This is a genomic window from Sphingomonas sp. C3-2, from assembly GCF_033025475.1.
GTDB lineage: Bacteria > Pseudomonadota > Alphaproteobacteria > Sphingomonadales > Sphingomonadaceae > Sphingobium_A.
Genome location: NZ_CP130322.1, coordinates 2196130 through 2220916, shown reverse-complemented (window position 1 = coordinate 2220916; position 24787 = coordinate 2196130). Strand labels below are relative to the sequence as shown.

The following is a 24787-nucleotide window of genomic DNA, read 5'->3' as shown; positions in this document are numbered from 1 at the left end:
AACGGGAGGGCGGAGCAAGGACCTTCGGCGCCTTGGCCTGTTGATCTTGGTAGTGCAGTTGCTGTTCTGGGGGCTTTTCTATGCCCCGTGGCGACCGGGTCCCTCGCAAACCGATATTGACAGGATCGCCTTTGATCGCGTCGAACTGGCCGAGCTCGCCGCGCCAACGCCCGCCGCTGCCGATGCCGCGCGATACCGCACGATCAAATTGCCCTATACCGATTGCTGCGATCCGGCCTATCTGGCCATGCGCACAAGCTTCACGCTGGGCGATATTTCGGCCGAAGGATTGGGCCTTGTCGCCTTTCAGCAGGTCGATAATTTCATCATCCGGGTAAACGGATCCATCGTCCATCAACTTGGGACGATGGAGTTCGGGCAGCAGAGCTTTCACGGCCAACGCCCCTATCTGATCCGCATCCCCGCCGGTATGCTCAAGACCGGATCGAATGACCTGTCGTTCATCACCGTGCGGGACGGTTTTCCCTATACCGATCTAGCCCCCCCCCTATTGGGCGCCTATGAGCAGGTGCGCGCCGCCACCGCCATGCGTTTCTGGCAGACGATCGATTACAGGCTGCTCGGCGGCTGGCTGACCTTCATCCTTGGCTTTTTCGCGCTGGTTCTGACATTCCGCGCGCAGGATCGCCGCTTTGCCGCCTGGCTGATGACGCTGTGCTGGGCGTGGACCGCCTTTGCCGCCTATGGGCTTTATTTCGACCTGCCGTTCGGCGGAACCGGCCGGATGATCGCATTCTATGTCGTCAACACCGCGCTGGCGGTGAGCCTGCTCGGTTTCATCGATGCATGGACGCGCCGCCCCATTCCATTCCTGCAGCCCACGCTCGCGATATTCTGGGCCGTGTTCAACGGGCTATGCATTTTGTGGATCACCGCATGGCCGATGCCACAGGGGTTCGATCTTTCCAATGACGCGTGGGCATGGTCATCATTCATCGTGGGCGTGCTGACTGTCGCCCGGCTGGTCTGGCATTTCGCGCGCACGCCGGAGAAGCGCGCCCTGGAGGCCGCGCTGCTTTCGGTCTGCGCGGTATGCCTGGCGCTGGACGGGATCGGTGAACGCTTCGGCCTGCTATCTGGCGGTTATCTGATGGATTCTGCACCGCTTCTGCTGCTGGCGTTCACCGTCGCCTTTCTTCAGCGCAATTTCACGCTGTTCCAATCAGCGATCGATCTCAACACCATGCTTGAACGCACCGTGAAAGCGCGCGAGGCGGAACTGGCCGAGGCCCATGGTCGCGAACGCGAACTTGTTGGGCAGGCCGCGCGCCGCGAAGAACGCCACCGCCTGATGCGCGACATGCACGACGGTGTAGGCGGACAACTTGTTGGACTCCTCCTCGCCGTCCGCCGCGGGACGGCGGACCAGCAGCGTATTGCCCAAGGCTTGCAGGAGGTGATGGAAGAGATCCGGCTGATGATCGATTCCGTCGATGCGGCCGGAACATCAATGCAGACGATGCTCGGCGTGTTCGAGGCCCGCGTGCGCCCGCGTGTCGAGGATGCCGGGTTTGCTTTCCATTGGACCGCCGCTGTGAACAGCGCGACCGATCTCGCGCCCCAGCATGTTCTGCAACTTTTCCGGATGATGCAGGAAGCCGTCACCAATGCGCTGAAACATTCGGACGGAGACCGGATATCGGTGGCGGTATCCGATGAAACGCAGTCAGACCTGATCATCGCCGTAACAGATAATGGGAAGGGATTGAGCGTGGCAGAGAATAACGGCCACGGTCTGTCAAACATGCAGTTGCGGATTGCGGCCGTGGGAGGGCGGATCGCCTTTGAGGATGCAGACCCCGGCCTGCGCGTGGTGGCCCATGTGCCGCTGGCGCAAACCCTGCGGGAAGCAGCAGCATGACCGCTGCATGGCCACGCCGGATCGGCGTGCTCGAAGACAGCGCACCGGTGCGCGACTATTTCATTGAAATTATCGAAACAGCCGATGATCTGGAACTGTGCGGCGTAGCCACATCGCTGACAGAAATGGGGGCGCTGATCGCACAACGGCCCGATCTGGTGCTCACCGACCTCGGCCTGCCCGATGGCAATGGCCTGACAATCATTCCGACGCTGAAGCAAGCCGGCATATTGTCGCTCGTCATCACCGCCTTTGGCGACCGAGACACCGTGGTGTCCGCGCTTTCGGCTGGGGCAGACGGCTATCTTTTGAAGGATGCAGCGGCCGAAGCGATAATTGATGGTATTCGCGTCACGCTCGACGGCGGCGCCCCGATCAGTGCCGCTGCTGCGGTTTTCCTGCTTGAGCGCCTGCGCGCAGCGGAGCCTGCCGCAGCGGACCCGGCCGGGGGCGAACAACTGACCCCGCGCGAGGCCGAATTGCTGGCGCTGTTCGCGCGCGGCTATAGCTACAAATCTGCAGCCCGCGAACTCGGCATATCGCCCTTAACCGTGGGCGGATATGTCAAGGCGATCTACCGCAAACTGGAAGTCAATTCGCGGGGCGAGGCAGTGTACGCCGCCGTCCAGCGCGGACAGCTCAATTTGTGATCTGGGACTGGGGAGAAAAGGACCCTGCTTACGCAAGGCCCTTTCCCCTCCAACACACCTCGGTGATCAGAAGTGCAGGTTGTAGCTGACCGCGACCGTTTCGATACGGTCCTTCAGACGCCAGCGAGCATCGATGATCTCGCCATCGCTGTCGCGCAGGTCATGCGTCCGCGAACCGAACTGATAACGGCTGACATCAAGCCCGATCGATGCATTTTTCGAAACGGCATAGGCCGCGCCGAAACCGAAGACATAGCCGCTACGATCGCCCTTGCCGTCGAAATATTCGCCGGTGCCATCGGTCTCGCGATATTTATGCTTGGCATTCGAAAAGGCCAGACCGCCCGTTGCAAAGGCAGCAAGATTGCCGCTCGTGAAACCGAGCTTCGCCCGCGCCGAACCAAGCATCGTGGCCTTGGTGCCGATGGCATAGCTCGGAGCCTCCGGCGTGACCTCGGCAAAGCTGTTGACCTTGCCGACATTCACTTCGGCGAGAACGCCGGCGATGAGCGCGCCCGATACAATGTCATATCCCCCCTTTATGCCCGCCTGGACGCCGGTATCCTTTTCCGACTGGTTCTGAGCCGCATAATACCAGTAATCGAGATCGTTATGCGCGCTGTCGATCTGGGCAAGGCCAGCCTGCACGCCGACATAGCCACCGGAAAATGGCGAACTGTCCTGCGCAAACGCCGCGGGGGCCGAAAGCAGGGCAAAGGCAACTGCAGCAGTGGTTCCGAACGTCTTCATTTTATCCCCTGTGTGGCGGTGTTGAATGCCACGCAACTCGTTGAAAAGGCGCAGTTCAACAATCCCCATGGATGCGGGGGGCAAGTCTTCGAGCCATCAGCAGATGCCCAACGGACCAAGAGGGGCAGCATGCCTTTGATGACTTCACGTACAGCCCTGTTCCTTATCGGTGCGGCTGCATGTGTCAGCAGCGCGAACAGCGCAGCTGCGCAGCCCGCCGGGAGAGTGGACTATGACTGGCATCTACGCATCGACGAGAGCGCGATCGAGCCGCTCAAGCCATTTTGCCTATGAGAAGAGCGGCACGGATGATCAGGAACTGAGCTGGCAGGCGGAGCACGCATCTTTGCCGGCATATCGGGCGGCCCGGCTGAACTTTCCGGAATCACGCTGACCTCCGGCACCGAGACACTGAGACGCTGAGATGCTGAGACGCTGAGACGACGGGTCTGCCGCGTGTTGGATCAGCATCGATCGACGCAACCCAAGGTGCCGCGCGGGGCGGATGACGAACAGGCGCTGACCGAGGATATCATCGCACTGGCAAAGCAATATGGTCGTTATGGCTACCGCCGGGCGACGGCCTTGCAGCGCCCACCACATTCCCCTTCGTATCCGCTCTTCCTAGCAGCAACGTCAGCTAGGCGCTCATAACCGGTCATTGGACCGGCAAGCTGTCGATCCCGAAAGCATTCGTCCGGTCGTCTTTACCAAATCGCAGCACCGAGAACGGCTGCCATGGGAGAGGAAGCGGCCGGATCGCAACTTCCGCGTGCGAAGTGATGGGTTGTGGGTGAGAGATCCGCCGATGGAGAGCAGCCATGGCAATGGGCACCCTAGCGCCCATCCCGCTCGAACCAGGCAGTATACTGACATTAAACCACAGGCAACGCCCCGGCGTCCGGGCAATAACAACCCGTCATCGAACACCCGTGTCCACCTTGGAAAGCGCACAGGGGGCCGCGCTGGTTCGCCGGAAAATCCCCTGTGCACTCTCACCTGAAGTCAGGCGTGCAGATCAACAGCCTGCAGCAGCCCCGCCAATTGCCTTGCCAAGCTTGCCGCCCAGCATGCCGCCGACTGCGCGACCGGTTTCGCAAGGCTTAGCCTCACTGCGGTTGCCGGACGTCGAGCCCAGTCCCTTGCCGACCGCACCCGGTGCCACACGCTCGTTGATGCTCTGGGCGGCCTTGGGCTCGCCGAAAAGCTTGCGGTACAGCTCGCTATAATCGTCGTCGGGGCTCTGCAGCGGCGATTGACCCCGCGTGCCCGTATAAATGTTGTTCCAGTCGCGCTTGGCCGCGCTGCTCACCTGAATGGCGGAAAGTTTCTGGTAGTTGGAGACACACCACAGGCCCCATTCAACCAGCTCGGTCGGCTTGCAGTCGGCCGCGCCCTTGTAGCGGGCCGACGATGCTTCGGCATATTGGCTCGAGCAGACCATTTTGTAGCTGTGATAACCTGCCGGGCAGCGATCGCGGATGTCGCGCTTATCGATCTTGTGGGCGGCCGCATATTCGGGGACGGTGACAAAGCCTTTCAGGCACCATTCGTCGCCGTTCTCGCCATAGCCTTCCATGCACGAACCGCGCTTGCGATAGGCCATCGCCGATTGGCCATTCGATTGGGGATAGCAATGCTTGAGCGCCGGCCGGGCCGACGTGCCATTGCCCGTCAGCCAGCCGGTCGGGCAGGTATTTGCCCCTTCCATCGGGATTACCTGCGTATTGGTCGGCCCGCGCTGCGCCGCAGCGGGCGTCGCCGCAAATGCGCCTATGATGGTGACGGCAAAGACGGCCAGGCCGCCGAATTTCTCGCTCACTGTATAAACCTCCAGATCACGCCCAGCCGGAAAATGCCGATGCGTGGTTGAACAGGAGGGGCTGTATCAATGCGGGTGTGGCTCAAACCATACCACGGATATGGGGGCGCTATGTGAGGCAGGTGTGGATTGCGCCGCCCAGCGTGCTGGCATAGATAACCGAGGAATTGGGTGAATTCTCGATTTCATTTTCGAGCTGTGAAGCCGTCTGGTGGTAACAGCTGGCATAGGCGTGCCCACCGGCGGCCTAATTCTCGGGCGAGATTAACCCTTAGAGCAAGTCTGCCTACTGGGCTCGGTCCGAGCCCAGTAGGCAGACTTGCTCTGTGGCGTACGAACTCTCGTGACCAGAGTGCACCTCTCACACGGCATTTGACTTCAATGAGGCCGGCGGCCCACGCCAACATGATCGAGCAGATCGTCATCACCAGCCCGCGGGCGTAAAGCAGCGCGCTCTGATCTGTACAGAGCGCACATAGGCTCGGTGGCCTACTTTCGCCGATTAGCGAGTTCGGACATATCCACCGTCCGCGCGCTGCGATAAGCTTTCGGATGCCGCGAAACATCTTCCATCGTATGGCGCGGCTGTCCCTTGGCGCATATGGATCTTGGTCGTCAGTCCACCTCGGGAACGTCCCACCGGCTCCCCCTTGTTGCCCGACGCACCATGCTGGTGGACGCGGACACAGGTGGAGTCGATCATTACAATTTGACCGTCGAAGGCGACGGATACCGTAGCGAGCAGCCGATCCCACACCTCGGCCTTGCGCCAGCGGACGAACCGGTTGTAGCAGGTCGTCGAAGGGCCATAGCGCTCGGGTATCTCCGCCCAAGACGAGCCGGTGCGGAACCGCCAGAGCAAAAGCACATCGTGGACGACCGCGCTCAAGGATGTACCCGCCGCGCGGTGAGCCTCTGCATGATCGCTTATGTCTCTGGGGCCCGCCCATTAGGGCTGAAATCCCGCTTTTCATAAATCTGGGTGACGCGGTGACCGTCCCAACGATAGGTGAGATGGCGTTCCTGGCGACATTCCGACAACAACCGGGGGCGGAACACCGCCACACAGTTTCCGCCGGGCGCACGAACACTCGCGTAGATCAGCCCGTTCGACCCACTATGACGGAGCACCGTGGCAAGCGCTTGACCATGGCTGTGGTTGTCAGGGTCGTATATCTCGAGCGGGGCATCCGTCCGCGCATCATGCAGATCCCCCATCACCCGGGCGAGGTAGACGCGCATGTCGACGTCAACGGGCCCCTCATTGGTGAAGGACAGGAATTCTTCGCGATGGTACCTGGTTTCAGCGATTGCCGTTTCGATTTCGGGTGAGGCGTAGTAGGCGCCAAAATCGGGAGTGTTGAAGCGCCCGCCCTGTGGGCTGAGGTGTGTGAACGAGGCCATGAACGGGGTCGAGCCCGGGCCGGTGACCCGATCCTCGACGGGAACCAGACTGATATCGCCGACCTCCTCGCGTAGGCGATCGTTGGTCAGGGCCTCGACAGCGAAGAGTGCCTCGAGGTCCGCCGGATGGCTGATCCGGTCGAATAGCGACACCGGAGGGAAGATCGACGGGACTATTCGATAGACACGCCAATCCGTGGCCGCCAGCTGCGGCTGATATGCGGTAAATGTCATATTATCCTCGCTGCGCGTCGAGATATTGGCGAACGACGAAAAGGTCCGCGACGTTGCCCGAGGTCATCCGGTCAAGCGCGCTCCGGCCGCCAAAAAGAGGCGCCTTGTTCGCAGCTCGCATCCATGCGTCCGCGCGGTCAGGCATAGGCAGCAGTATGTTGATCGCCTTGAAGATCCCCAGCAGGTAGGAAATGCGCTCAAGGGTGTCGCGGCTCACCTTGGTCACCTTGCCCGCCTTCCAGCTATGCAGAGTTGAGCGGCTGACCAACCCGAGCAGCTTGAGCTGTTCCGTTTCGCTCAGGTGCCAAGCCTGAGCAATTCCGAAGAACGCACGCAAGGCCGGTCCACCGAGATCGGGCATGGACGGGCTATTCTCCGGATGCGCGATGCTTGCCATTGTTTTTCTCGCTTTCACTGTCAGATTATAGACATAATTACACCTTTGTCCATAATCTGAGCAGATTGTGCGATTGGGAGTGAGCGGCGTAACATTAGGCCTTGAACCCATAAACGGGATTTCCATGGCGCGGAGTTTCTGATTCAGGGCTCGGGACGAGCCGATACGATCTGACCGACTTCGAGTGGCGCGTGATTGAGCCGCTGCTGCCCAATAAGCCTCGTGGTGTTGCGCGCGTTAATGACCTGTCTACGGCCTAGACTATCGACCACCTACACCAGAAAACGGCCTCCGGCTCCGCTTCACTCCACCTCCCCCCGATATGATGCGCTGGCTTCAATCCACTAAAAAAACCGATCAAAACGCTCGACGGAGGCAACTCAATTGGCTGGTTTGCGAGGACAGGGGCATCCCTCCGCAGAGACCGCCGGCCAACGTGCCCAGGGGCATGCTCCTGGGCACGTTGGCATCACCGCGCACAACCACCACAAAGATGACGAACTCCGCTGCTGATTACCAAAAATCAAGGGAGCTCAGCACGAATCCCGGAATTTATTAACAAAAAACAATTATCAATGCGATATAATCTCAGATTCGCAAGTATTCGCAATTGATTTGCTATTCATAACTGCTTGCGCAAACAAAGTAGAATTCAAGACCGATCGACCGACCGTATCGGAATGATTAAGTCCAGGATAAATATGGGCTTCCACCTTTGATCCTGCCTCGCAGACTTTCTTAACGAAATTAACTTGTAAGGCTGTGGGGGCATCAACGTCTGCCCCACCTATCCCAATGAAAATAGGCATGGCAACGCGTAGAGATGGATAAGTGTTTACACGAAAATATTCAGCATAATATTTCATGAAATCGGCCTTGAAGGTATCATTCCTTTTCATTTTCTTATCGAAAACCTCCTCGAACATCGCGCGAACGCAAAGATCAGCAGATTTTCTTATCAAGGGAAGAGCCTGCTCAGTGAAAACCGCTGCCGGATCCATCCGCGAGTCGATTTGCCGAGCATTTTCCGCGATATATAAAAGGTAGGCGATCGTGGGATCGACCTTGTTCCCTTTGGAAGGGTCATAAGAGGCGACCTCTCCCTTGTCATTTTCATCGGGAGGGATGAGGTTGGGAATGCCCGTCGCGATCGCACCGCGAATCTGTAGGTCAGGTGCATATTCTGACGCCAGTCCAGCGGTAGCGAAGGCAGCGGCGGCACCTTGCGATTGACCGACGAGGAGCGCTTTGTTCGCCAAGTTGAGACGTCCGTTCACCACCGCGCGTATGGAATCGAGCGTGGAATGAGCGGCGGCGCGGCTGTTCATATAGGGGTGCGGACCGGGCGTTCCCAATCCCTGATAGTCGGTCGCGACGATAGCATATCCCGCCTGCAGCCATTTGTTCAGATAGGCGCTGTCGCGTTCCGAGCGCGGATTTCGCGAGGGCGCGCAATTGTCACCGATCCCAACCGTGCCGTGCGTCCAGGCCACCACTGGCCAACCTCCTGCGGGAGGTGCGCCTTTGGGCATGAACAGCGCACCCGAAACCGTAACGATGCCGGTACCGGTGATACCATCCGTCGATGTGTAGCGGATCGCATAAGCCTTCCCCGCCTCGCTTAGACTATAGGAGGGGTTCAGGTCTTCCACGGACAGAAGCCTGCCCGGATCCGCCACTTTGCCTCCGCTTTTCTGGCCGCCCCGATCGGTCGGGGCTTGTGCTGGCTGCGCGTGAAGCGGCAGGCAGGACGTCAACAATATCGCACCAAGCACCAGAGGCGATACAACCTTCCTCATGTCAATCCATCCTCTCAATCATCTGTGAACATCATGGCAGGCATCGCGACGAAGGCCTCCAGTCAAGCTTTGCCTACGAAGGCGAAGTGCCGCGACGCCGCGAAGCATGTCAATTGCCGAAGCGATAGCGGAGCTGGATGCCCCAGGTGCGTGGTTCGTTATAGAGCAAGCTGGTCGTGCCGAGGACCGAGTAGACCGGCACGCCGCCAATCTTGTAGAGTTCCTTTGTTACGTTGTTGACAAAGAATCCCAGCGCAAGCCCTTCCTTGCCAGCGAGATTATTCCAGTCAGCGCGCAGGTCGAGCTGGTTGTAGCCGTTCTCGGTACCCAGCGGGTCTGCGAACACTGAGCTGGAGTATTTGCTCGAATATGCCCAGTTGGCGCCGAACGAGAGTTCGCCTGGTTCACGAACTGCTCTCCGCCATCTAAAAACTCACGAATTTCGTGTAAATGCCTTGAGTGAACACATCGTCTATCCAACTCTCACGACGCAGGATGCGATCGGCAGCCTGTGGAGCAACTTGAGGCGCTGCAGTCCCTTCAGGATAATGCGAAGCAGCGCCTCATTTTTTCTGTGCAACTCCTTGCACCGTACTGGCGCGCGCCTTTCATCACATCTGTCCGCCGTCAGTGCCAATGAGACGCTTGCCAGCCTCCATGAACTCCTGCGACCAGGTAGGCTCTGGGCAATGTCTTCCTTGCGGCACAGCTCGGCAATGCTGTCCTCGCCGCGCAGGCCTTCCAGCACGATGCGTATCTTGTCTTCGGCCGAGAAATGGCGCTGGGTCTGCCGCCGGATGTCCTTCACCACCCGATCCGCAGGGGTCTACGCCGACAATTTTCTTAAGGAGGATTTGGGCTTCATCTTCGTTCCTTCGTCACTACGACGAAGCCCAAATCCTCCTTAATTAACAACCTCAAATCTGTGCCATTGGTGCTGACGGCGGACACTGACGAGGGACAAGCGCGTGGTTCATAAGAAATGCAGATTGGTATGAGGTGACCGCAGGTTGAAGTGCTCTTTGCCGCAACAAAAAACAGCCCCCGCGCAGTCAGGCTAGAGGGCTGTTCTGTGCGGGTTAATTCGTTGACCCGGGTTTGCCTGCAGTGAAATGCAGCTTTGAGTACGACCGAGGCTCGGCAGTCGGCAACGACAAGCCACCGATTAGGCCCATCTAGCTTAGCCGAGCGCCCCGGTCAGAAGATTGGGATCGCGCGCCATACAATATTGGACGAAGCCGTGAGGCAATTCCTCAATTGAATAGACATTACCACCCTCGGCCCGCCAGATATGCGCGCCGTCCAAATCGTTCGGCATCTGAAGCCAGGTCTGCCATTCAGTCTGACTGGTCCAAGCGTGGGTTGACTTAATCGCCGGGGCATCTTCGGTCTGGAGATCCGCAAGCGCACATGCCCAGCTGTCGGTGGTGAATTCAGTGCGTGGTTCGTTGGTTCCGGGCGGCGTCCACTGGGTGAAGCCATGACGTGTAACCACGGCGCGGTCGCCAATGGTGACGATATCGAGCGCAATCGGTTTGCCAAACACACTCGATTTCATCCCGAAGTTCGCTTTCAGCTCAAGCCCATTGGGGCCCAAGACTTCACCGGTAATGCCCGCGCGGAAAACAGGCACATCAACCGTTTTACCGGTGTACGGGTTTGTGTAGCGGTCCAGAAAGACGTTGCGGTCGAGATCTTTGTAGAACAGCCAAGAACGCGAACGGGTTTCGATCTTTCCGTCCTCACGAATATGCGAACGCCTGACGCTGCAGCCCTCATAGCCATACATACGAAGACCATATTCACCGAGACCCAACGCACGTCCCGCACGTACCCCGTACACCTGACCTGCCGAATAAGCATAGACTGTTCGGCCCGACAGGTCACCCTGCAGACGGGCAAGTGTACGCATGTTAAAGTGAGGATCCCCAATCGGCAGCGAGTTTTCCGGCCGCGCTCCGGGTGCCGTGCTAGCGCGTGCGGTTGCTACCAGCGACAAACCAGCCGTGGCTGCGCCAAGACCCAGCAAGGCGCTGCGACGATCAAGCGATAGATCAATGCTCATCATTATCTCCTAGATCCTTTCGAATATTTGCAGCGCGGCGCGCTCGCCAGATTCCATGGCGCCCTCCATTCCGCGCGCGATGGCAGCGGTGTGCTCTCCAGCAAAGAAGAGGCGCCCAACGGGCTCGTCGAATGCATTCGCATATCGGGCAATCTGGCCAGGTTGCCAGCAGGCATAGGCCCCTCCCGCGAAGGGATCACGTTGCCAGCTCCATGTCTTCACTGGACGCAGCGCCCCCTTGGCCGAGGGCCTAATGCGTTCGACCTCCGCCAGCACGGCCGCCACTGCGGCTTTCGGTTCCATTCGGTCCAGATGATCGGCCGCAAAGCCATTCGCAAAGGCCAGAAAAGTGGTCACATCGGACGGATTCTGGCCGTAATGGAGGGCCATGAAACGACCGGCCAACGTATCAGTCCAAAGCGAAGGCGGTAGCCCGTCACTTTCCCAGAAACGTCGCGTCGGTACGAAATGGATCTGGAACACCCGATTGTAGGTTAGATTGTCGATCGCGGCCTGCGGTGCGGGCGGCAGCCCTGGATCAATCCGGACCAGTCGCAAGGCCGAGGCAGGCAAGGTGCAGACGATCGCCTTGCCACGAAATATACTGCCATCCGCGCAAACCGCCTCGATCCCGTCATTGTCGCTTCTGATCCCGACAACCTGACTGTCGAAGTGGATTGTGGCTTTCACGCCCCGCCCCATTGCTTCGGGCATGCGCTGATTCCCGCCAACGCTGGCATAGACCTTACCGTCACCCGCCATGATCTCGGCGTTGCGGCCGATATGCCACCACATCATTGCGGACAAGTCGTGCGCCGAGTTTCCGTAGCTTGTGTTTGTCCCATAAGCGACGCGCAGTTGTTCGGCGGTCCATCCCTTCTCTTCCAAGACAGCCGCAACCGACCGATCATGATTTGCGAAGGCTGGATCCCTCCAGCTGGCGGCATCGGGCAAGGGGTTGTAGGCGGAGAGCGCCGTCGGCCCGACCAACCATGGTGGCAGCCGGCGCGTATCACCCGCAAAAGGATTGAGGGCAGAACCAGCCCAGTCGGACAACTTAATCGTCTGCCCCTGCAAGTGGATGGCAGTATTCGTGGAAGAACTCTCGGTGCGTGGGCGATGCCCCTCGAAATCCACGTTGAATTGTCGGCAGCGGTCCACGAGTCTGGCATATCCACTGCCGACGCCACTGCCGCCGGCTTCCGGATGGCCTGGTACATCGTCCATGGTGTAGAGACGCCCGCCAACGCGGCTCCGCCCCTCGACGATCGCGACCTTGTAGCCTTGCTCTTCCAGCAGCAGAGAGGCATTCAGGCCAGCAAGGCCTGCGCCCAGCACCACGACATCGGCACGTTCCTGTAGAGCCGCGCGAGCGCCAGCGATCCGGATGAGCGGAAGAGCCATCGCCCCGCCGGCCGCCATTTTGAGCGCAGTTCTCCGGGTAAGGTCAGGCGCCCCCATTTACTTGGATTCGCGCTTCAGGAACGCGATAAGTGCCGCGCGGACCTCAGGCTTTGCATTGCCGCCATAGGCCATACGATTGCCTTTGACGTGCGCGGCCGGGTTGGTGATCCAGCGATCAAGCGTCTTTTCGTTCCAGACGACCCCCGATGTCATAAGCGCATTGGAATAACGGAATTGCGGCTGCAGCGTCCCGGCCTTGGCACCGAACAGGCCGTGCAGATTGGGGCCTACCTTGTTCGGCTCGCCCTTCTTCAAGGTGTGACAGGCCCGGCACTGAAGCCACGCGCGCTGGCCTGGATCCACTGCTGTCTGTGCGCTCGCCTGAATGGAAATGAACAAGGCCGGCACGGTTAAGAGCGAGAAGATAGTACGCATAATTTGAACATCCTCTTGCAACGAGCCGGCCTCAGCCCGGCCCGTCTTCATCCCATTAGAAATTGAGGGAGGTGGTAATGCCGATACGACGCGGGATCAGGAGCGTGTACGCGAAGGCAAACGGAATACCGCCCGCCGTCATGTCACGATAACGCTGTGCCGAGGAAAACCCCTTCTGATTGAAGAGATTGTCGACAAAAAGGCTGATCCGGAGGCGCTCACTCTCTGCAGACAGGCGAGCATTTACCAGCGCGTAATCGCCCATCCAGGCAAGATTGCTCTCGTCGGTATAACGCTTGCCCATATAGCTGAGGTCAGCACGGGCCACGACGTTCCAATCATCATCAACCGGGGTGGTGTGCGACGCGCCGAACGATGCCTGATATTTCGGGAAGCGCGGCGCGCGATTGCCCACGGCATCGGGATTGCCGGTCACCTGCTCGATGTAAACCGAGTTAAAATCGGTATACTTGGCATCGGTCAGTGCAAAGCTGCCCTCTAGGTGGAGGCGTGGCGTAGCTGCGAAGCTCGTTTCGAGCTCGAAACCGCGGATACGCGACGATCCGCTATTGGCAGCAACATCGAGCTGTCCAAGCTGGTTTGCCGCATCGCTTGCCGAACGGAAAACCTGGACACGCGACACCTGATCCTTCCAGTCCATCTGGTACATCGCCATGTTAGCGGTGAGACGCCCATCGAGCCACTTGGTCTTCAGGCCGAACTCGTAATTATCTAGCCTTTCCTCATCCAGCGTGACGCCCACCCCGTATTCGGACGAAATAAAGTCGCGTTGGGCCTGTGACAGGCCTGCGATATTCGCGTTGAACTGCTGAGGCTTATTACCCTGACTGAATACCGCATAGGCCATGATGTCACGCGTCGGTTTCCAGTCGAGGATAACGCGCGGCAGAACCGCTTTGGTCTTTCCGCTGAGGACGCGACGGGCCGCGTTCTGCCCACCCTCATTCGTGACCTCGTCGCTTTGCCATCGAAGTTCGCCGCTCAGCGAGAGATTATCGAGGATCTGGTAGGTTGCCGATCCGTAGAAGGCGAGGTTTTCTACCCGTGCGATATCAGGCGTTTGGCGCGCCGGGGTCACCGAGAAATCCGGACCGTATGAGTAGATCGCGTTCGACGAGAAGAACCCGTCATAGTAATAGGCACCGACCAACCAGCGAAGGCGCCCTTCTGGTGACGCCAGACGAAGTTCATAGGACTTGTCGTTGAATTCCTGGAACGTCGCGATGCCATAGGCGGGGACAGCCGTCAGGTCAGCGTCGATCACATCGACGTTGCTGTCCTGATACTGTGCAAAAGAACCCGTAAGCGAGTAACCGCCACCGAAATCCCAGCGGGCCTGTGCGCTGAACATGTCTGCATCGCGCGAAAACCCGAAATTCTTCACGCCCCAATTATTGGGCGCAACGTTGGTGTTGATCTGGAAGTCCCGGATTACGGGAAGCTCGCCACAATAAAACTTGCGGCTGCCGGTACCGAACGGGCCGCAGTTGAGCTGACTGGAACCAATTTGCGCCGAAGCGATCGGGCCGTCATCATCCTTGATGTTGATGTAGCGCAACTTCAGCTCAAGGTTATCAGTAGGGCGCGCGATCAGCGATGTATTGAGATTACGGCTCTCCTGTGCGCCGAGACGTTCACCGGTAAGGGTATCTCGGAACGGGCCTCCGTAGGAGTAGTAGCGCGCAGAACCACGGAAGAAGAGCTTCTCTTCAATCAAGGGAACCGAAATGCTTCCCGACAGATCGTAATAATCGTCCGTCGCCGCTGTCGCCGACAGTCGCGCTTCCAATTCGTTTGTGGGTTCCTTGGTAGTGAAATTGATCGCACCACCAAAGGTCTGTCTGCCGAAAAATGCACTCTGCGGCCCCTTGATGACTTCCACCTGCGCGATGTCGTTGAAATCCAGCGACTGAACGGTTCCGGGGAAATAGACACCATCTAAGAAGAAGGATGCGTTCTGACGCGTAGGGTTGTTCGTGTTGATATCAAGGCCGCGGATGCGTGCGGAGCTGCCCTGGCGAGACCCTGCATTCTCAAAGTGCCAGCCCGGAGTAAACTGGGTCAATTGCTCGACATTGGCGATCCCGGCCGCTTCCAGCTTTTCAGAATCGAACGCGGTAATGGTTAGCGGAATTTCCTGAAGCGATTCCTGACGCTTGCGTGCCGTGACCAAAATGTCGTTGACTGCGTATGCTGTCTGTACTTCATCCCCCGCCTGCGCCGCAGCAGTGTCAGGTATCGCACTTAAAGCCAAAGCGCTGGCCGTAACCAAGAACACATATCGTACGTTCATTCACAGTCCCCTTCTGTTTTTCTGTCGTCCGTATTGTCGTTAGTTTTCGGTTAGCCGGGGCCACGACCTAGGGTTGCCGCGCATTGCAGCTGATCATCGCCCAGCCGAGATTCAGGCTGATATTGTCGTTACCGGTGTCGCTTGTGACGATCGCAACAGAGGTGGGTGCATCCACTTCCCGGAGCCTCATCAGGAGGAACTCCCCGCCTGACTGATAATATGGGTAACGCTGACGCCTCAGCTGAAGCTGGTATCGCTTGCCGTCGCGCGGGCTCTCTACGAGCATCACGTCACCAAGATCGTGGCGGCCTTCGAATTTGTAGTGCTTGTCGTTGGTGGAAGGCTTCAGATAACTGTCGGCAAACATATTAGCCACGCAATCAAACCCGCGCGCTTTGTAGAAGTGGACCGGCCCCAAATCTGCGTCCGTCGAAGCTCCCGGCTTTTTGGGCGAAACTTCAATTCGCTCACGGGAATATACATTTGGTCCCAGCCAGATCGTTTCGTCGATCACAGACCGACTCTTACCAGCCCCGGAGGCGCAGCCGCCCTTTTGCATCCGCCCTTCCAGTTGGACACCGCGCCGACGCAAAATCACATCGCAACCAATCATCGCCTCCAGTTGAGATGCTGTCGGCAGTCCCGTCGGCGCAACGTCTCCGAGCAGGCGATGATAACGCAGCCGAATGCCTTCCTCAGGTTTATGCGACTGAAGGCTTACGACATGTTCACTCACCAGCTTTGTGCGGTCGTCGTCTTGATATTCACGGACAAGAAATGCCGCAGCGCCCAGCAAGGTATCGGGAAGCCGCGTGTGAACCGCATGGCTCCGTTGATGGCGTTCCTCAGGGGCGGTGTGAGATCGTGGATCCGTTTCGAACCAGATCTGGAGGTCGTTATCGAACTCGCCTTCAAACCACTCAGTCGCGAACGTCAGGTCGCGTGCATTCCGATCATCCGTCAGCCCCGTGGGTACCGCCATAGCCGATGCAGTGGACACGATCCCGGCGACGCACATGATCGCTTTCCGCACCCGCATCACAGTACATCCAGCACTTCGAGTGCGACCCGCTCTCCGGACTCAAAGGCTCCTTCCATACCGCGCTCCAGCACGGCGGTATGCTCGCCGCAGAAGTGGGTCCGTCCATGGGGATCGCGCATCAACGGAGCAAATCGCTTGACCTGACCCGGCTGCCAGCAAACCCAGTCACCCGATCCATGTGGATCTCGGTGACAGGCCTGAATGGTGATAGGCTCCAGCGCGCCTTCGGTTGCCGGCAGAACGCGGGCCAGCATTTTCATCGTCCAGTCGTAAACCTGACGATCATTCATGAAGCTGAACTTTAGCGCCTGCTCGCCATTGATGAACGCGATGCCGACATTGGGCATTTGTCCGTCATCAACACCCCACTCCAGAGACGCAAAGCGTTCAATTGGTGTGTCTGTCCAGATCGCGCGTGGGCTGTCGGCATGCGGCCACCAAGGGCGGCGATACTTGAAGAATACCTGGAGCGAGAGGCCGTAGTCGACTTCATTGATCGCGCGCCAATGTTCGCCCTGGATGGGTGGATCAAACACCACGTTTTGAAGGACGCGCATCGGTGTCGAGCAAACGACCTGACGGGCTTCGTAAGAACTACCGTCAGCGCAGGAAACTTCGACATATCCCTTTCGTTCGGAAATGGCGACGACGGTCTTGCCATATAGCACCGGCTTTTGCAGTGCTTGAGCCATCGCCATGGGTAAGCGAGAGTTTCCGCCTTCGATCATGAAGGCGTCCGCTTCTTTGCGCTCGGCCGACAGCTTCGCGTTGAAGCTGCTGACATTGTAGCGCCGCAGCTCATGAAGCGCGGACGTCGTGTCGATCCTCCCGGTATGGATAACGATGTCCATCAGCCGGATCGCTTCTTCGGGCACACCGCGTGACCGCAAATATTGCGAGTGCGCAATGTCGTATTGAGCCATTTCCGGGCTGAGCCAGGCATCTAGCGGCATTTCCGCCAGTGGATTGTCCCGGTTGGACAGTACCGGGAGCATTACGGTCGGGAGTATAGAACGGTCCGCGCCCTTGAGAGGGTTCAGCCGATGTTCCTGCCACTCAGTCTCGCGAATGGTCTCACCGCGAATATTGAACATCCATTCACGCTTGATGTTGCTGCCGCGCGCGGGAATGATTTTCATTCCCAGCATCTGCGCACGATCGATCATCCGTGCATAATTGCTCCCGATCAGTTCCCCTGCTGCTTCCGGTCGACCGGGCACATCCATCAACGTATAGACGCGGCCGCCCACGCGCGGCCGGCCTTCAAGAACGAGCACGTCGGCCCCCTGCTCTTCCAGAAGTAGCGCAGCATGAAGACCTGACAGGCCCGCACCAATCACAAGGACATCGTGTATCTTCTTCGGTCCCTGCGCTCGGACGGCACCGGACATTACGCTGCTTGCGAGTAGAGCCGCGCCTCCCTGCAGTAGGGTCCGACGATTCAGCGTCGCCGTGTTTGAACTGATCAAGGGGAGGTCCGATGTGCTCACTGATTGGGAATCCGCAAAATGTTCATTGAGAGAGACGTGGAATTATTGGTGATTAGGATGCGAGGCTCCTGCACGCAAAACCCCCGGTTTTGCGTGAGTTTGAAATTCGCGAATGGGTGATTTCGTGAAATTTTCAGTAACAACGCACGACATATCAGTGCGTTGTGGCGGACCTCACCGTCAGTAAAACCGCATCCCGATAGCTCGCACTCACCGGCAAGCGGCGCCCATCGCTCAGCCGGAGTGATGATTTGCCTGGTGCGGATTCTAGCACCAGCATATGTTCGCGCGCTGCCCAGTGAGATCGATGGATCCGCAGCCCGTTGTGATCTTGCAAGATATCGAGCGCATGCGAAAAGCGGCAGAGGAAGCGCGCTTCACCACCAATATGGTGGACACGCACATAGTGATCTTCCGCCGACACTGAGATCAACTCATTCTGGTCGAGTGCCTCAATATGCTCCCGAAGCGACCCTACGGCACGGGGCTCTTCGACAGGGCTGAACTCAACTACTGGAGCGCCCGAAAGAAAATGATCTCGGCTGAGTTTGTCAGCAATCGTGGAGGCCAAAACCCATAGCGCAACGAACGGGAGGTAGGCGAGCTGCCAGTCGATGAAATTCTCGAAGTCGATCGGCCATGGCCGCGCAACCCGCTCAACCGATAGGTTGAAGATTCGCCCGAAACAGAGCGCAAAATAGCTGTTTATGGGCCGATAAAGATTGAGCGCTACGAGGACGCAAGCGCAGTTGAGCAACAAAAAATTCCTAGCGAGCAGCGGTTTGCCGATCATTTTGCGGACCGCGGAAAAGAGCAAATAGGTGAACAACCAGATCCCGGGCGTGACGACAACCCAGTAGAAAACGCTGAGGCTCCGTGCCGGCCATGGCTTGAGCATACCCACGCCGTTCCACCCAAGGATCAACGCCATACACAATGGCGTCAGCAGCAGAAATGCGAGCTTCGTCGCCGCACTTTGCAAAGGAAATTGTGGCGCCCCCCTCGCCAGCCAATTAGTCGATTTCCCCACTGACGCCTTTGCCTCCTTATTATTTGCTCACGTCGCGATCTCAACAAAGGCATGGCATAGAATATTTGTCTGGACAAATTTGACAAAAAGGTTTTGTCCCGATACGATTCCGTCAATATACCTCTACTGAAGGCCGTTGGAGCAGGTCTCCAACCGCGTCGGCGCGGAAGCTTCGCGCCCATCCAAGCGGTTCGACAGCGATTTTGCCGCGCCTGAAAGCTGACATTCAGATTATGACTGGGTCTGGGAGCATCCTGCCGCTCCAAAGCGAAATGTCGAGCGGCGGCTCTCGCCATGAAACGGACATCCAGCGGTGCCTCACCAGCATCGCAGATCAACACAAAACGGGCCGCTGAGAGACCGCCCGTTTTTAGGCTATTTTCTCGACATAGCCGCCATTTCCAATCAGCCTCCGCAATCACCGCGTCCTGCGCAGGTAACGCTGCATGGACGGTGACGACTTTAAATATCATGCCTGTATCGTGTGTTGTTTGTTGTTGGGGTTTAGCCCGCTGCGCAGAGCGGTCTGCATCCGGCATTTCCGCGCGGCGCCAGTGACAAGAAATATGAACATTGCCAGTTGCACCTGGGAGAGGTGTTCGGCAAACGTCCGTGCGCAAAGCCCCTCCGCACGCACTCTGAAATATAGGAATTTAATCGGGTCAGTGGCTGAAAAGAAGGAATGAAAACTTCTGAGCGCCGGGGTCGACAGCCGCCCGGACGCGAAAAGGACACTGACAATGATATTGACCGAAGATCAGGCGCGCACTGCGCTTGGGGAAGCTGCCGCGCATGCGCTTGCAAGGATGGCGGGCTGGATAATCGAATTGTGCGGGCCGGTCGTACCTCCCGCGCTCGCCGCATATAGCTTCTGCCATGAGGCCGGGTTGATGATTGGCTATTGGCGCCCGAACATACGACATCTGGCGCAGTATGACGCGGTGCGTGAAACGCGGGCCGACCTTCTCCTGGTCGAGCCACGTGATGCGGGGAGCGAAGCGCGTTTTGATATGAGGCTCTATATGTGCCGGGATGGAGAGGTTCAGATCTATGAGCGGCTGCAGCTTTGGAGCGCCGGTCGTAACGCGCCGCTGTGGCTGGTTCCCGATCTGGCAGACGCGGAAAACCACAGGGGCGCATTCTGCTTTCAGCCGCACCGGCTCAACCACACAGCGGCGCTGCCCTTTACCGACCCCCTGGCGGCGCAAACGGGGTTCGCCATCGCCCGGGATCGCTGGCACGCCAAAATCGCGGAGCTCCGGGCATGACAGAGGATAACAACCTGCATTGGCGCGACTCGCTGCCTTCCGGCTGGGGCGCGCTCTACGAGACGCTTCTCGCCGATCTTTCGGCGGCAGGCTTCACCGTGAACGTTCCGCAGGCAAAGGAAAAATTCGGGATGATGCGGGTCTATCTCGAGCAATGTCCGGATGACGCGATGCCCATCCTCCTTGCCGCCGAGCGATCGTCTGGCAAGATTTGCCAGGTCTGTGGTGGAGCTGCCGGACTCAGGGTCCGCAACCATGTCTATGCGACGTTGTGCGACCAACATGGCGAGGGCTGGAAAATGGCCGACGAGCCACCGATGCTGTCGATGAACATCCGCGGGCGCGGCATTGACGACTAGCTGACTGAAGGGGGCACGGGGCGATACGCCCCGTGCCTTTTTTTCGTTTCAGTGCATCTGCCTCCAGTTCATCAGCGCCGCACGCAGTTCGCGCGCAACGATGAGGAGTTCGGCATCGTCCTCCGCTCTCGAACTACGGAAACCATTCCAGGCTCGGCCAAGCCGTTCGTTCGCACTCAGGCTGGCGTTGGAAGCATGGCGCAGCGTGGACAGCGTATAGTGGTAGTCAAGCGGGGCGCGCGCACTCAGTGCCTGAAGTTCGGTGATCGCTGCGTCCCCGACTATTTCGGCAATCGCGGGCTGCCTTGCCACCCCCAGCAATTTGGCGGCGATCATCGCGGTCGCCCGCTCGTAATCGGGCTCAGGATCGCGCAGTACCGCGTCGAGCGGGATAGCGCGCCGCAGGCGTACCGCCTGCAGCGCGGCGGGCAAATGCGGCATCTCGACCATGGTCGCGCCCAATTGGGCCAGCGAGACCTTGAAGTCACCCGAGCCGTCGCGATCATTCTGCACGATGACGATTTCTCCGGCCCGGGCAAACCGCTGATACATGAGTTCGACGAGCCCATCCGAACCCGCTTTGTTGGGGCTTGTGACACAGTAAAAAATAACCCGTACCTCATTCTGCGCAGCAAGGTTCAGTAACCCCGCCAAAAAAGCGGTGGTTTTGCCCTGCGCTGCGAGCATGTTCGCGCCGGTATCGAGAATCGTCAGATCCTGACCACATACGTGGCGTTCGAACCAGCCGGCTGGGTCGCCCGCATCATATTCCAGCCCCGCCCAGTCGAGGGAGACCGCAGCGCGGTCGCCGTTGCGGTTGAGGAAGCCGCGATTCCCCGGGTCGATATCGGCGACGGTGACGGCGCGACCACCCAGGCGGGCCAGAGCGGCGAGCGTCTCCGACCAGGTAGTCTTACCCTCGCCGCCCGCGTTGGTAAGTGTGATGGCAAGCACAGATTTGCTCATGCCTGCCCCTCCAGGCTACGCCCGCGTGTGTCCTGTGCATCGAACATTGGCGCGAACAATCCAGCGTCGGGCGCTTCCGTCGGGCTGTGGATAACTTGAGCAACTGACGCCGGATCAGCGTGCACTTCCGATGCCGGCTCCGCGCGCCTGCGCTTCCCCCGCGGCACCGCGTCTGTCTTCGGCGCGCACGCTTGCAGCCGCGAAAAGGCGAGCCGCACCGAGTCGGTCTTGATGCTCTCACCGCCCGCGATATCACTGGTGATCTCGCGCCAGGTTTTGCCTTCCGCCCGCGCCGCCTGGATCTCGACCTTCAGCGCTTCGACCAGTTCGATCACCGAATCCTCCCGGCGCCTTGTCAGCCGCTTTTGCGCGAGGCGCGCCCGCGCCTGTTCGAGGCGCTCTCGTTCGTTGATCATTCGTCACTCCTTCGTTTGTTCGGAATGAATGATCAATAAATCACGAGAACAAACCATGTCCATTGAGGCCTGTCGCACGTTGACGCCCATTGTCGCATGTTGACGCGCAATATTTTCATAGACGTCACCAACACCTTTCTTACGGCCATAAATTCTCGCAATTCACGATCATTCGATCACATTTCGCGAGAATGCTCACATGACTTCACCTCATTCGAAATTTCGACACGACATTTACTCATTACCTGTTCACGCGTGTCGTCGCATTCCGTCCGCCGCGCCGATCGCAGGCGCGCCCGCCCAGCCATTCGGCCTTTATCCAGAAACATCTGACCGTCGCTCGGCGCCGGGTTCCACCATTCGCTCGACTGTCGCTCGCCTGGGAGGAAAGAAGTGCAAGCAGGATGGGTCATGTGTACATGACCGTTTTGCAGCTCGGCGGCAGGCCTTCTCGCAGCATCTGAAGGAGGCCCGCGCATGACGCATAGCACTGCGTCCAGCAGCCCGGTCACCATCCGGATTCCCGAGCGCCTGCTGCGCAAGATCGAGGCGCGGGCGGCGGCCGCGCAGATGAGCCGGTCGGCCTATATCCTCGCTCGCCTTGCCGGCGATGAACCCGAGGTCAGCCCTGCACTGGCCGCGTTGGCGCAATTGATTGCGATCCATGCGACTGTGCAGCGAAGCGCGGCGGTCAACCCCGAGCACATGCGAACGCTTACCGAACTGGTCGACCGCCTGTCGCGCCTCGTTCACCGCGAGTTCGCCCGGTGATCGGCAAGATCATCCGGATGCATCGTCCGCGCACCCGGGCGAGCGCTGCCGGCCGACACCCGCATCTCGCGCATCTGCGTGACGCCGTCTTCGCGCTGACGCGCTATATTGTCGACGCCAATCCGCATGCGCTGGTCGAGCGCGACGGCAACATCCTCGCGCTCACCGATTATGCGCTCGCGATGAGAGACGGCGGTGCCGAGCCCGGCGAAAAGGTCGAAGCCTGTGGCGCGCGCAACCTGGTCGGCGAGGACGACCTGCGCGCCTGGCAGGCGCAGATGCTCGCGGTCGCGGCGCGGGCGCCCAGGGTCAAGGCGCCGCTTACCCACATCATCCTCAGCCTTCACGAAGGCGAGCGCTGGACCGAACAGCAGCGCGACGAGGCCATCACCATTGTACTTGAGACGCTCCAGCTCGAGCGCTGCCCGACGGTCTGGGCCGAGCACTCGAATACCGCGCATCCGCACATCCATCTCTCGGTGGTCCGGGTCGATCCGGAGACCGGAAAAGCTGCTGGCAGTGACTGGCTGATCGACGATTTGCACCAGGCGCTGGCGCTGATTGAGGAACGCCAGGGCCGCATCCGCGAGCCCAACGCGCTTTACGTCGCGCGCCGCGGCATCGTCTATGACCGCCAGACCGGCCAGATGGTGCGCGACACGTCGGGGCAATACGCAAAGGGAGGCAAGACGCCCGCCGCTGCGCGCGAACGCCTCCCGACGAAGCTACACGCCCTCCGTCCTGCGCTCCTGGTGGCCGCGCACGACGCATCGAGCTGGCAAGACCTGCACGCCCGATTTCATGATGTCGGAGCAACTTATGAAAAAGTCGGTAGCGGTGCGCGGATCGCGGTCGAGTGTGAAAACTTCAGGGCCTCGGACTTCCATCGTTCGCTGGCGCGGCGCGCGCTCGAAAAGCGCCTTGGCGCCTTCAAACCCGATATCGGACATGAAAATAGCGGTTACGACGCCTATATAGAATGCATTGCGCAGCAACAGGCGCTGCTGCGCGCGCGGCGCGACACGGATTGCGACCGCATCGCGCATTGGCTGGATGCGAGCCTTGCGCGATTGCCTGCGCGGTCAAAGCCGATTGCCCAGACCGTGCGGGCGGAGGCACGCTCCGCTCGGGCGGCGCTGCGGCGCGCTTACGCCGACGCGATCACCGCATATACCCGGCAAAAGCTTTCGCGCGACCAATGGACACCTGCCGGTCAGCCGAACGCGCCCCAGCCCGTCGACGCGCCCGCGCTCCTCTTTGCGTCCGCACGCGACGCGGTCGAACGATCATGGTCGCCGGCTTCGCAGTTCGTCGCGCGTCATAGCGCGCACGCGACCGAATATTGTGACTATCAGGGACGCGTTCAGTTTACCGATCACCGCCTGCTTATCGTCGTTCACGCTGCGCGCGATGTCGCGGCGATCGACGCGGCGTTGCAGCTCGCCGCACAACGATGGGGCACCGTCCATATCACCGGCTCCGCGCAGTTTGTCGCGCGCGCGACCGAGCGCGCGCGCGTGCTCGGGATCGCCATCGCTGGTGAAAATGATGCCGCGCATGTGGCGCGGCCAATGCCCGCGCCGGTTCGGCCCATCCCGGTTGCGGAGAAGCAGCCGATACGCCCGCTCCCCCCGCCGCTCCCGGTTCGCACACCGGCGCCAGCAGCCCGGCCGGCACCGGATTCGCCATCCCCGGCCACGCGCGGCCCGCTCGAAACGGGTATCGCAATTCTTGCCAACCTTGAATTCATACCGATGCGCCGGCGCCGTCTGGCCGGCGACACGCGCGATACCGGCCTGAGCGGTCCGCTCATGATCGATCTTCAAGCCGTCAAGGATCCCATGGATCGACGCGGGCTGGAGCGCGTCGCTGCGGTCCAGGATCTCGAGGACATTCAAGCGCGGCTCGAAGCGAGGCGCCGCCAACAGCTCGACCGCTGGGCACGCGATCTGGCCGCAGCCATGCCCGATTCCGCTGATGATACCGACCAGGCGGCTGAGCAACGCCTCCCCGCCGGCGAGCGGATCGCGGCAACCAGCGCGCGAAACGACCATGACTGGCTCGCGCTGCTGGCAGCAGAGCGCAAGCGAAAGGCGCGGCGAGTGCTTGAACGACAGGGCTCCGAGGATGACCTGCTGGCCCTGTACACGCATTTGCAGCGCGGCGGTCGCGACCGCTGAGCGAGAAGGGAAATGGAGATGGAAAGAGAAGGTGGTCGGATAGGAAGAATGAAAGCGTTTTCCTGTTCGGCTGCCGTCAGGGCCTCGGCTGCCAGCGCCCCGGATACAG

The 24787-nt window shown here is 59.5% G+C and carries 22 protein-coding genes and 3 pseudogenes; 8 read left to right on the top strand and 17 right to left on the bottom strand.

Going from position 1 to position 24787, the window contains the following annotated elements; genetic code table 11:
* The first annotated feature begins 40 nt into the window (after positions 1-40).
* Both QYC26_RS10705 and QYC26_RS10700 read left to right on the top strand, forming a co-directional pair.
* Positions 41-1882 carry a sensor histidine kinase gene (locus tag QYC26_RS10705; RefSeq protein WP_317512210.1) on the top strand — a complete coding sequence of 614 codons (1842 nt, stop codon included), beginning with the start codon at positions 41-43 and terminating at the stop codon, positions 1880-1882.
* Positions 1879-2532 carry a response regulator transcription factor gene (locus tag QYC26_RS10700; RefSeq protein ID WP_317512209.1) on the top strand — a complete coding sequence of 218 codons (654 nt, stop codon included), beginning with the start codon at positions 1879-1881 and terminating at the stop codon, positions 2530-2532. The genes QYC26_RS10705 and QYC26_RS10700 overlap by 4 nt, the downstream gene beginning before the upstream one ends.
* Before the next feature lie 66 nt (positions 2533-2598).
* On the opposite strand, the gene QYC26_RS10695 is transcribed toward QYC26_RS10700, so the two are convergent.
* A complete protein-coding gene (locus tag QYC26_RS10695) occupies positions 2599-3282 on the bottom strand; it encodes an outer membrane protein (RefSeq protein ID WP_317512208.1) in 684 nt (227 codons plus the stop codon).
* A 232-nt stretch (positions 3283-3514) separates the two neighbouring features.
* Between QYC26_RS10695 and QYC26_RS10690 the strand changes: the two genes are divergently transcribed.
* A complete protein-coding gene (locus tag QYC26_RS10690) occupies positions 3515-3676 on the top strand; it encodes a hypothetical protein (RefSeq protein ID WP_317512207.1) in 162 nt (53 codons plus the stop codon).
* A gap of 47 nt (positions 3677-3723) precedes the next feature.
* Positions 3724-3870, top strand: a pseudogene (locus QYC26_RS10685) (IS3 family transposase); the annotation flags it as partial.
* Between the two features lie 430 nt (positions 3871-4300).
* Here the strand turns inward: QYC26_RS10685 and QYC26_RS10680 are convergent.
* The 14 genes and pseudogenes from QYC26_RS10680 to QYC26_RS10615 all read right to left on the bottom strand — a co-directional run bounded on the left by QYC26_RS10680 (position 4301) and on the right by QYC26_RS10615 (position 18718).
* Positions 4301-5104, bottom strand: coding sequence for a hypothetical protein (locus QYC26_RS10680; RefSeq protein ID WP_317512206.1), 804 nt, complete (start codon positions 5102-5104; stop codon positions 4301-4303).
* Positions 5105-5705: 601 nt separating this feature from the next.
* Positions 5706-5966 (bottom strand): annotated as a pseudogene (locus QYC26_RS10675) (transposase); the annotation flags it as partial.
* A 65-nt stretch (positions 5967-6031) separates the two neighbouring features.
* Positions 6032-6742: an RES family NAD+ phosphorylase gene (locus QYC26_RS10670; RefSeq protein ID WP_317512205.1), complete on the bottom strand. Its 711-nt coding sequence runs from the start codon at positions 6740-6742 to the stop codon at positions 6032-6034.
* A 1-nt stretch (position 6743) separates the two neighbouring features.
* Complete coding sequence (locus tag QYC26_RS10665) at positions 6744-7139, bottom strand: antitoxin Xre-like helix-turn-helix domain-containing protein (protein ID WP_317512204.1); 396 nt, start codon at positions 7137-7139, stop codon at positions 6744-6746.
* 572 nt (positions 7140-7711) lie between these two features.
* Entirely contained in the window at positions 7712-8938 is a 1227-nt protein-coding gene (locus QYC26_RS10660) for an alpha/beta hydrolase (protein WP_317512203.1), read from the bottom strand.
* Positions 8939-9047: 109 nt separating this feature from the next.
* Positions 9048-9284, bottom strand: a complete 237-nt coding sequence (locus QYC26_RS10655) for a hypothetical protein (RefSeq protein WP_317512202.1) — start codon at positions 9282-9284, stop codon at positions 9048-9050.
* A 280-nt stretch (positions 9285-9564) separates the two neighbouring features.
* Positions 9565-9749: pseudogene (locus QYC26_RS10650) on the bottom strand (IS3 family transposase); the annotation flags it as partial.
* Between the two features lie 369 nt (positions 9750-10118).
* Positions 10119-11006 (bottom strand): DUF1838 family protein, encoded by an 888-nt coding sequence (locus tag QYC26_RS10645; protein ID WP_317512201.1) that lies wholly within the window; start codon positions 11004-11006, stop codon positions 10119-10121.
* Between the two features lie 6 nt (positions 11007-11012).
* The gene (locus QYC26_RS10640; protein ID WP_317512200.1) at positions 11013-12407 is read right to left on the bottom strand and encodes a flavin monoamine oxidase family protein; all 1395 of its coding nucleotides are present in this window, start codon (positions 12405-12407) and stop codon (positions 11013-11015) included.
* Between the two features lie 57 nt (positions 12408-12464).
* Positions 12465-12893 (bottom strand): hypothetical protein, encoded by a 429-nt coding sequence (locus tag QYC26_RS10635; RefSeq protein ID WP_317512199.1) that lies wholly within the window; start codon positions 12891-12893, stop codon positions 12465-12467.
* Between the two features lie 4 nt (positions 12894-12897).
* On the bottom strand, positions 12898-15156 hold the full coding sequence (locus QYC26_RS10630; protein WP_317512198.1) for a TonB-dependent receptor: 2259 nt from the start codon (positions 15154-15156) through the stop codon (positions 12898-12900).
* A gap of 67 nt (positions 15157-15223) precedes the next feature.
* Complete coding sequence (locus tag QYC26_RS10625) at positions 15224-16174, bottom strand: CpcT/CpeT family chromophore lyase (RefSeq protein ID WP_317512197.1); 951 nt, start codon at positions 16172-16174, stop codon at positions 15224-15226.
* Between the two features lie 20 nt (positions 16175-16194).
* On the bottom strand, positions 16195-17589 hold the full coding sequence (locus QYC26_RS10620) for an NAD(P)/FAD-dependent oxidoreductase (protein ID WP_317512196.1): 1395 nt from the start codon (positions 17587-17589) through the stop codon (positions 16195-16197).
* A gap of 253 nt (positions 17590-17842) precedes the next feature.
* Positions 17843-18718, bottom strand: a complete 876-nt coding sequence (locus tag QYC26_RS10615) for a LytTR family DNA-binding domain-containing protein (protein WP_317512195.1) — start codon at positions 18716-18718, stop codon at positions 17843-17845.
* Between the two features lie 740 nt (positions 18719-19458).
* Between QYC26_RS10615 and QYC26_RS10610 the strand changes: the two genes are divergently transcribed.
* Positions 19459-19986 carry a hypothetical protein gene (locus tag QYC26_RS10610; protein WP_317512194.1) on the top strand — a complete coding sequence of 176 codons (528 nt, stop codon included), beginning with the start codon at positions 19459-19461 and terminating at the stop codon, positions 19984-19986.
* A complete protein-coding gene (locus QYC26_RS10605) occupies positions 19983-20345 on the top strand; it encodes a hypothetical protein (protein WP_317512193.1) in 363 nt (120 codons plus the stop codon). The genes QYC26_RS10610 and QYC26_RS10605 overlap by 4 nt, the downstream gene beginning before the upstream one ends.
* 48 nt (positions 20346-20393) lie before the next feature.
* On the opposite strand, the gene QYC26_RS10600 is transcribed toward QYC26_RS10605, so the two are convergent.
* Positions 20394-21311 (bottom strand): hypothetical protein, encoded by a 918-nt coding sequence (locus QYC26_RS10600; protein WP_317512192.1) that lies wholly within the window; start codon positions 21309-21311, stop codon positions 20394-20396.
* A complete protein-coding gene (locus QYC26_RS10595; protein WP_317512191.1) occupies positions 21308-21727 on the bottom strand; it encodes a hypothetical protein in 420 nt (139 codons plus the stop codon). Before QYC26_RS10595 ends, QYC26_RS10600 begins: the two co-directional genes overlap by 4 nt.
* A gap of 477 nt (positions 21728-22204) precedes the next feature.
* Between QYC26_RS10595 and QYC26_RS10590 the strand changes: the two genes are divergently transcribed.
* Both QYC26_RS10590 and QYC26_RS10585 read left to right on the top strand, forming a co-directional pair.
* A complete protein-coding gene (locus QYC26_RS10590) occupies positions 22205-22498 on the top strand; it encodes a hypothetical protein (protein ID WP_317512190.1) in 294 nt (97 codons plus the stop codon).
* The gene (locus tag QYC26_RS10585) at positions 22495-24678 is read left to right on the top strand and encodes a relaxase/mobilization nuclease domain-containing protein (protein ID WP_317512189.1); all 2184 of its coding nucleotides are present in this window, start codon (positions 22495-22497) and stop codon (positions 24676-24678) included. Before QYC26_RS10590 ends, QYC26_RS10585 begins: the two co-directional genes overlap by 4 nt.
* The last annotated feature ends 109 nt before the right edge of the window (positions 24679-24787 follow it).

Coding starts and splice junctions, on each gene's coding strand:
- QYC26_RS10640 (WP_317512200.1), bottom strand. CDS start 12,407: ATGGCTCTTCCGCTCATCCGGATCGCTGGCGCTCGCGCGGCTCTACAG.
- QYC26_RS10700 (WP_317512209.1), top strand. CDS start 1,879: ATGACCGCTGCATGGCCACGCCGGATCGGCGTGCTCGAAGACAGCGCA.
- QYC26_RS10605 (WP_317512193.1), top strand. CDS start 19,983: ATGACAGAGGATAACAACCTGCATTGGCGCGACTCGCTGCCTTCCGGC.
- QYC26_RS10665 (WP_317512204.1), bottom strand. CDS start 7,139: ATGGCAAGCATCGCGCATCCGGAGAATAGCCCGTCCATGCCCGATCTC.
- QYC26_RS10630 (WP_317512198.1), bottom strand. CDS start 15,156: ATGAACGTACGATATGTGTTCTTGGTTACGGCCAGCGCTTTGGCTTTA.
- QYC26_RS10645 (WP_317512201.1), bottom strand. CDS start 11,006: ATGATGAGCATTGATCTATCGCTTGATCGTCGCAGCGCCTTGCTGGGT.
- QYC26_RS10695 (WP_317512208.1), bottom strand. CDS start 3,282: ATGAAGACGTTCGGAACCACTGCTGCAGTTGCCTTTGCCCTGCTTTCG.
- QYC26_RS10600 (WP_317512192.1), bottom strand. CDS start 21,311: ATGAGCAAATCTGTGCTTGCCATCACACTTACCAACGCGGGCGGCGAG.
- QYC26_RS10625 (WP_317512197.1), bottom strand. CDS start 16,174: ATGTGCGTCGCCGGGATCGTGTCCACTGCATCGGCTATGGCGGTACCC.
- QYC26_RS10660 (WP_317512203.1), bottom strand. CDS start 8,938: ATGAGGAAGGTTGTATCGCCTCTGGTGCTTGGTGCGATATTGTTGACG.
- QYC26_RS10690 (WP_317512207.1), top strand. CDS start 3,515: ATGACTGGCATCTACGCATCGACGAGAGCGCGATCGAGCCGCTCAAGC.
- QYC26_RS10610 (WP_317512194.1), top strand. CDS start 19,459: ATGATATTGACCGAAGATCAGGCGCGCACTGCGCTTGGGGAAGCTGCC.
- QYC26_RS10670 (WP_317512205.1), bottom strand. CDS start 6,742: ATGACATTTACCGCATATCAGCCGCAGCTGGCGGCCACGGATTGGCGT.
- QYC26_RS10620 (WP_317512196.1), bottom strand. CDS start 17,589: ATGTCCGGTGCCGTCCGAGCGCAGGGACCGAAGAAGATACACGATGTC.
- QYC26_RS10590 (WP_317512190.1), top strand. CDS start 22,205: ATGACGCATAGCACTGCGTCCAGCAGCCCGGTCACCATCCGGATTCCC.
- QYC26_RS10595 (WP_317512191.1), bottom strand. CDS start 21,727: ATGATCAACGAACGAGAGCGCCTCGAACAGGCGCGGGCGCGCCTCGCG.
- QYC26_RS10635 (WP_317512199.1), bottom strand. CDS start 12,893: ATGAAGACGGGCCGGGCTGAGGCCGGCTCGTTGCAAGAGGATGTTCAA.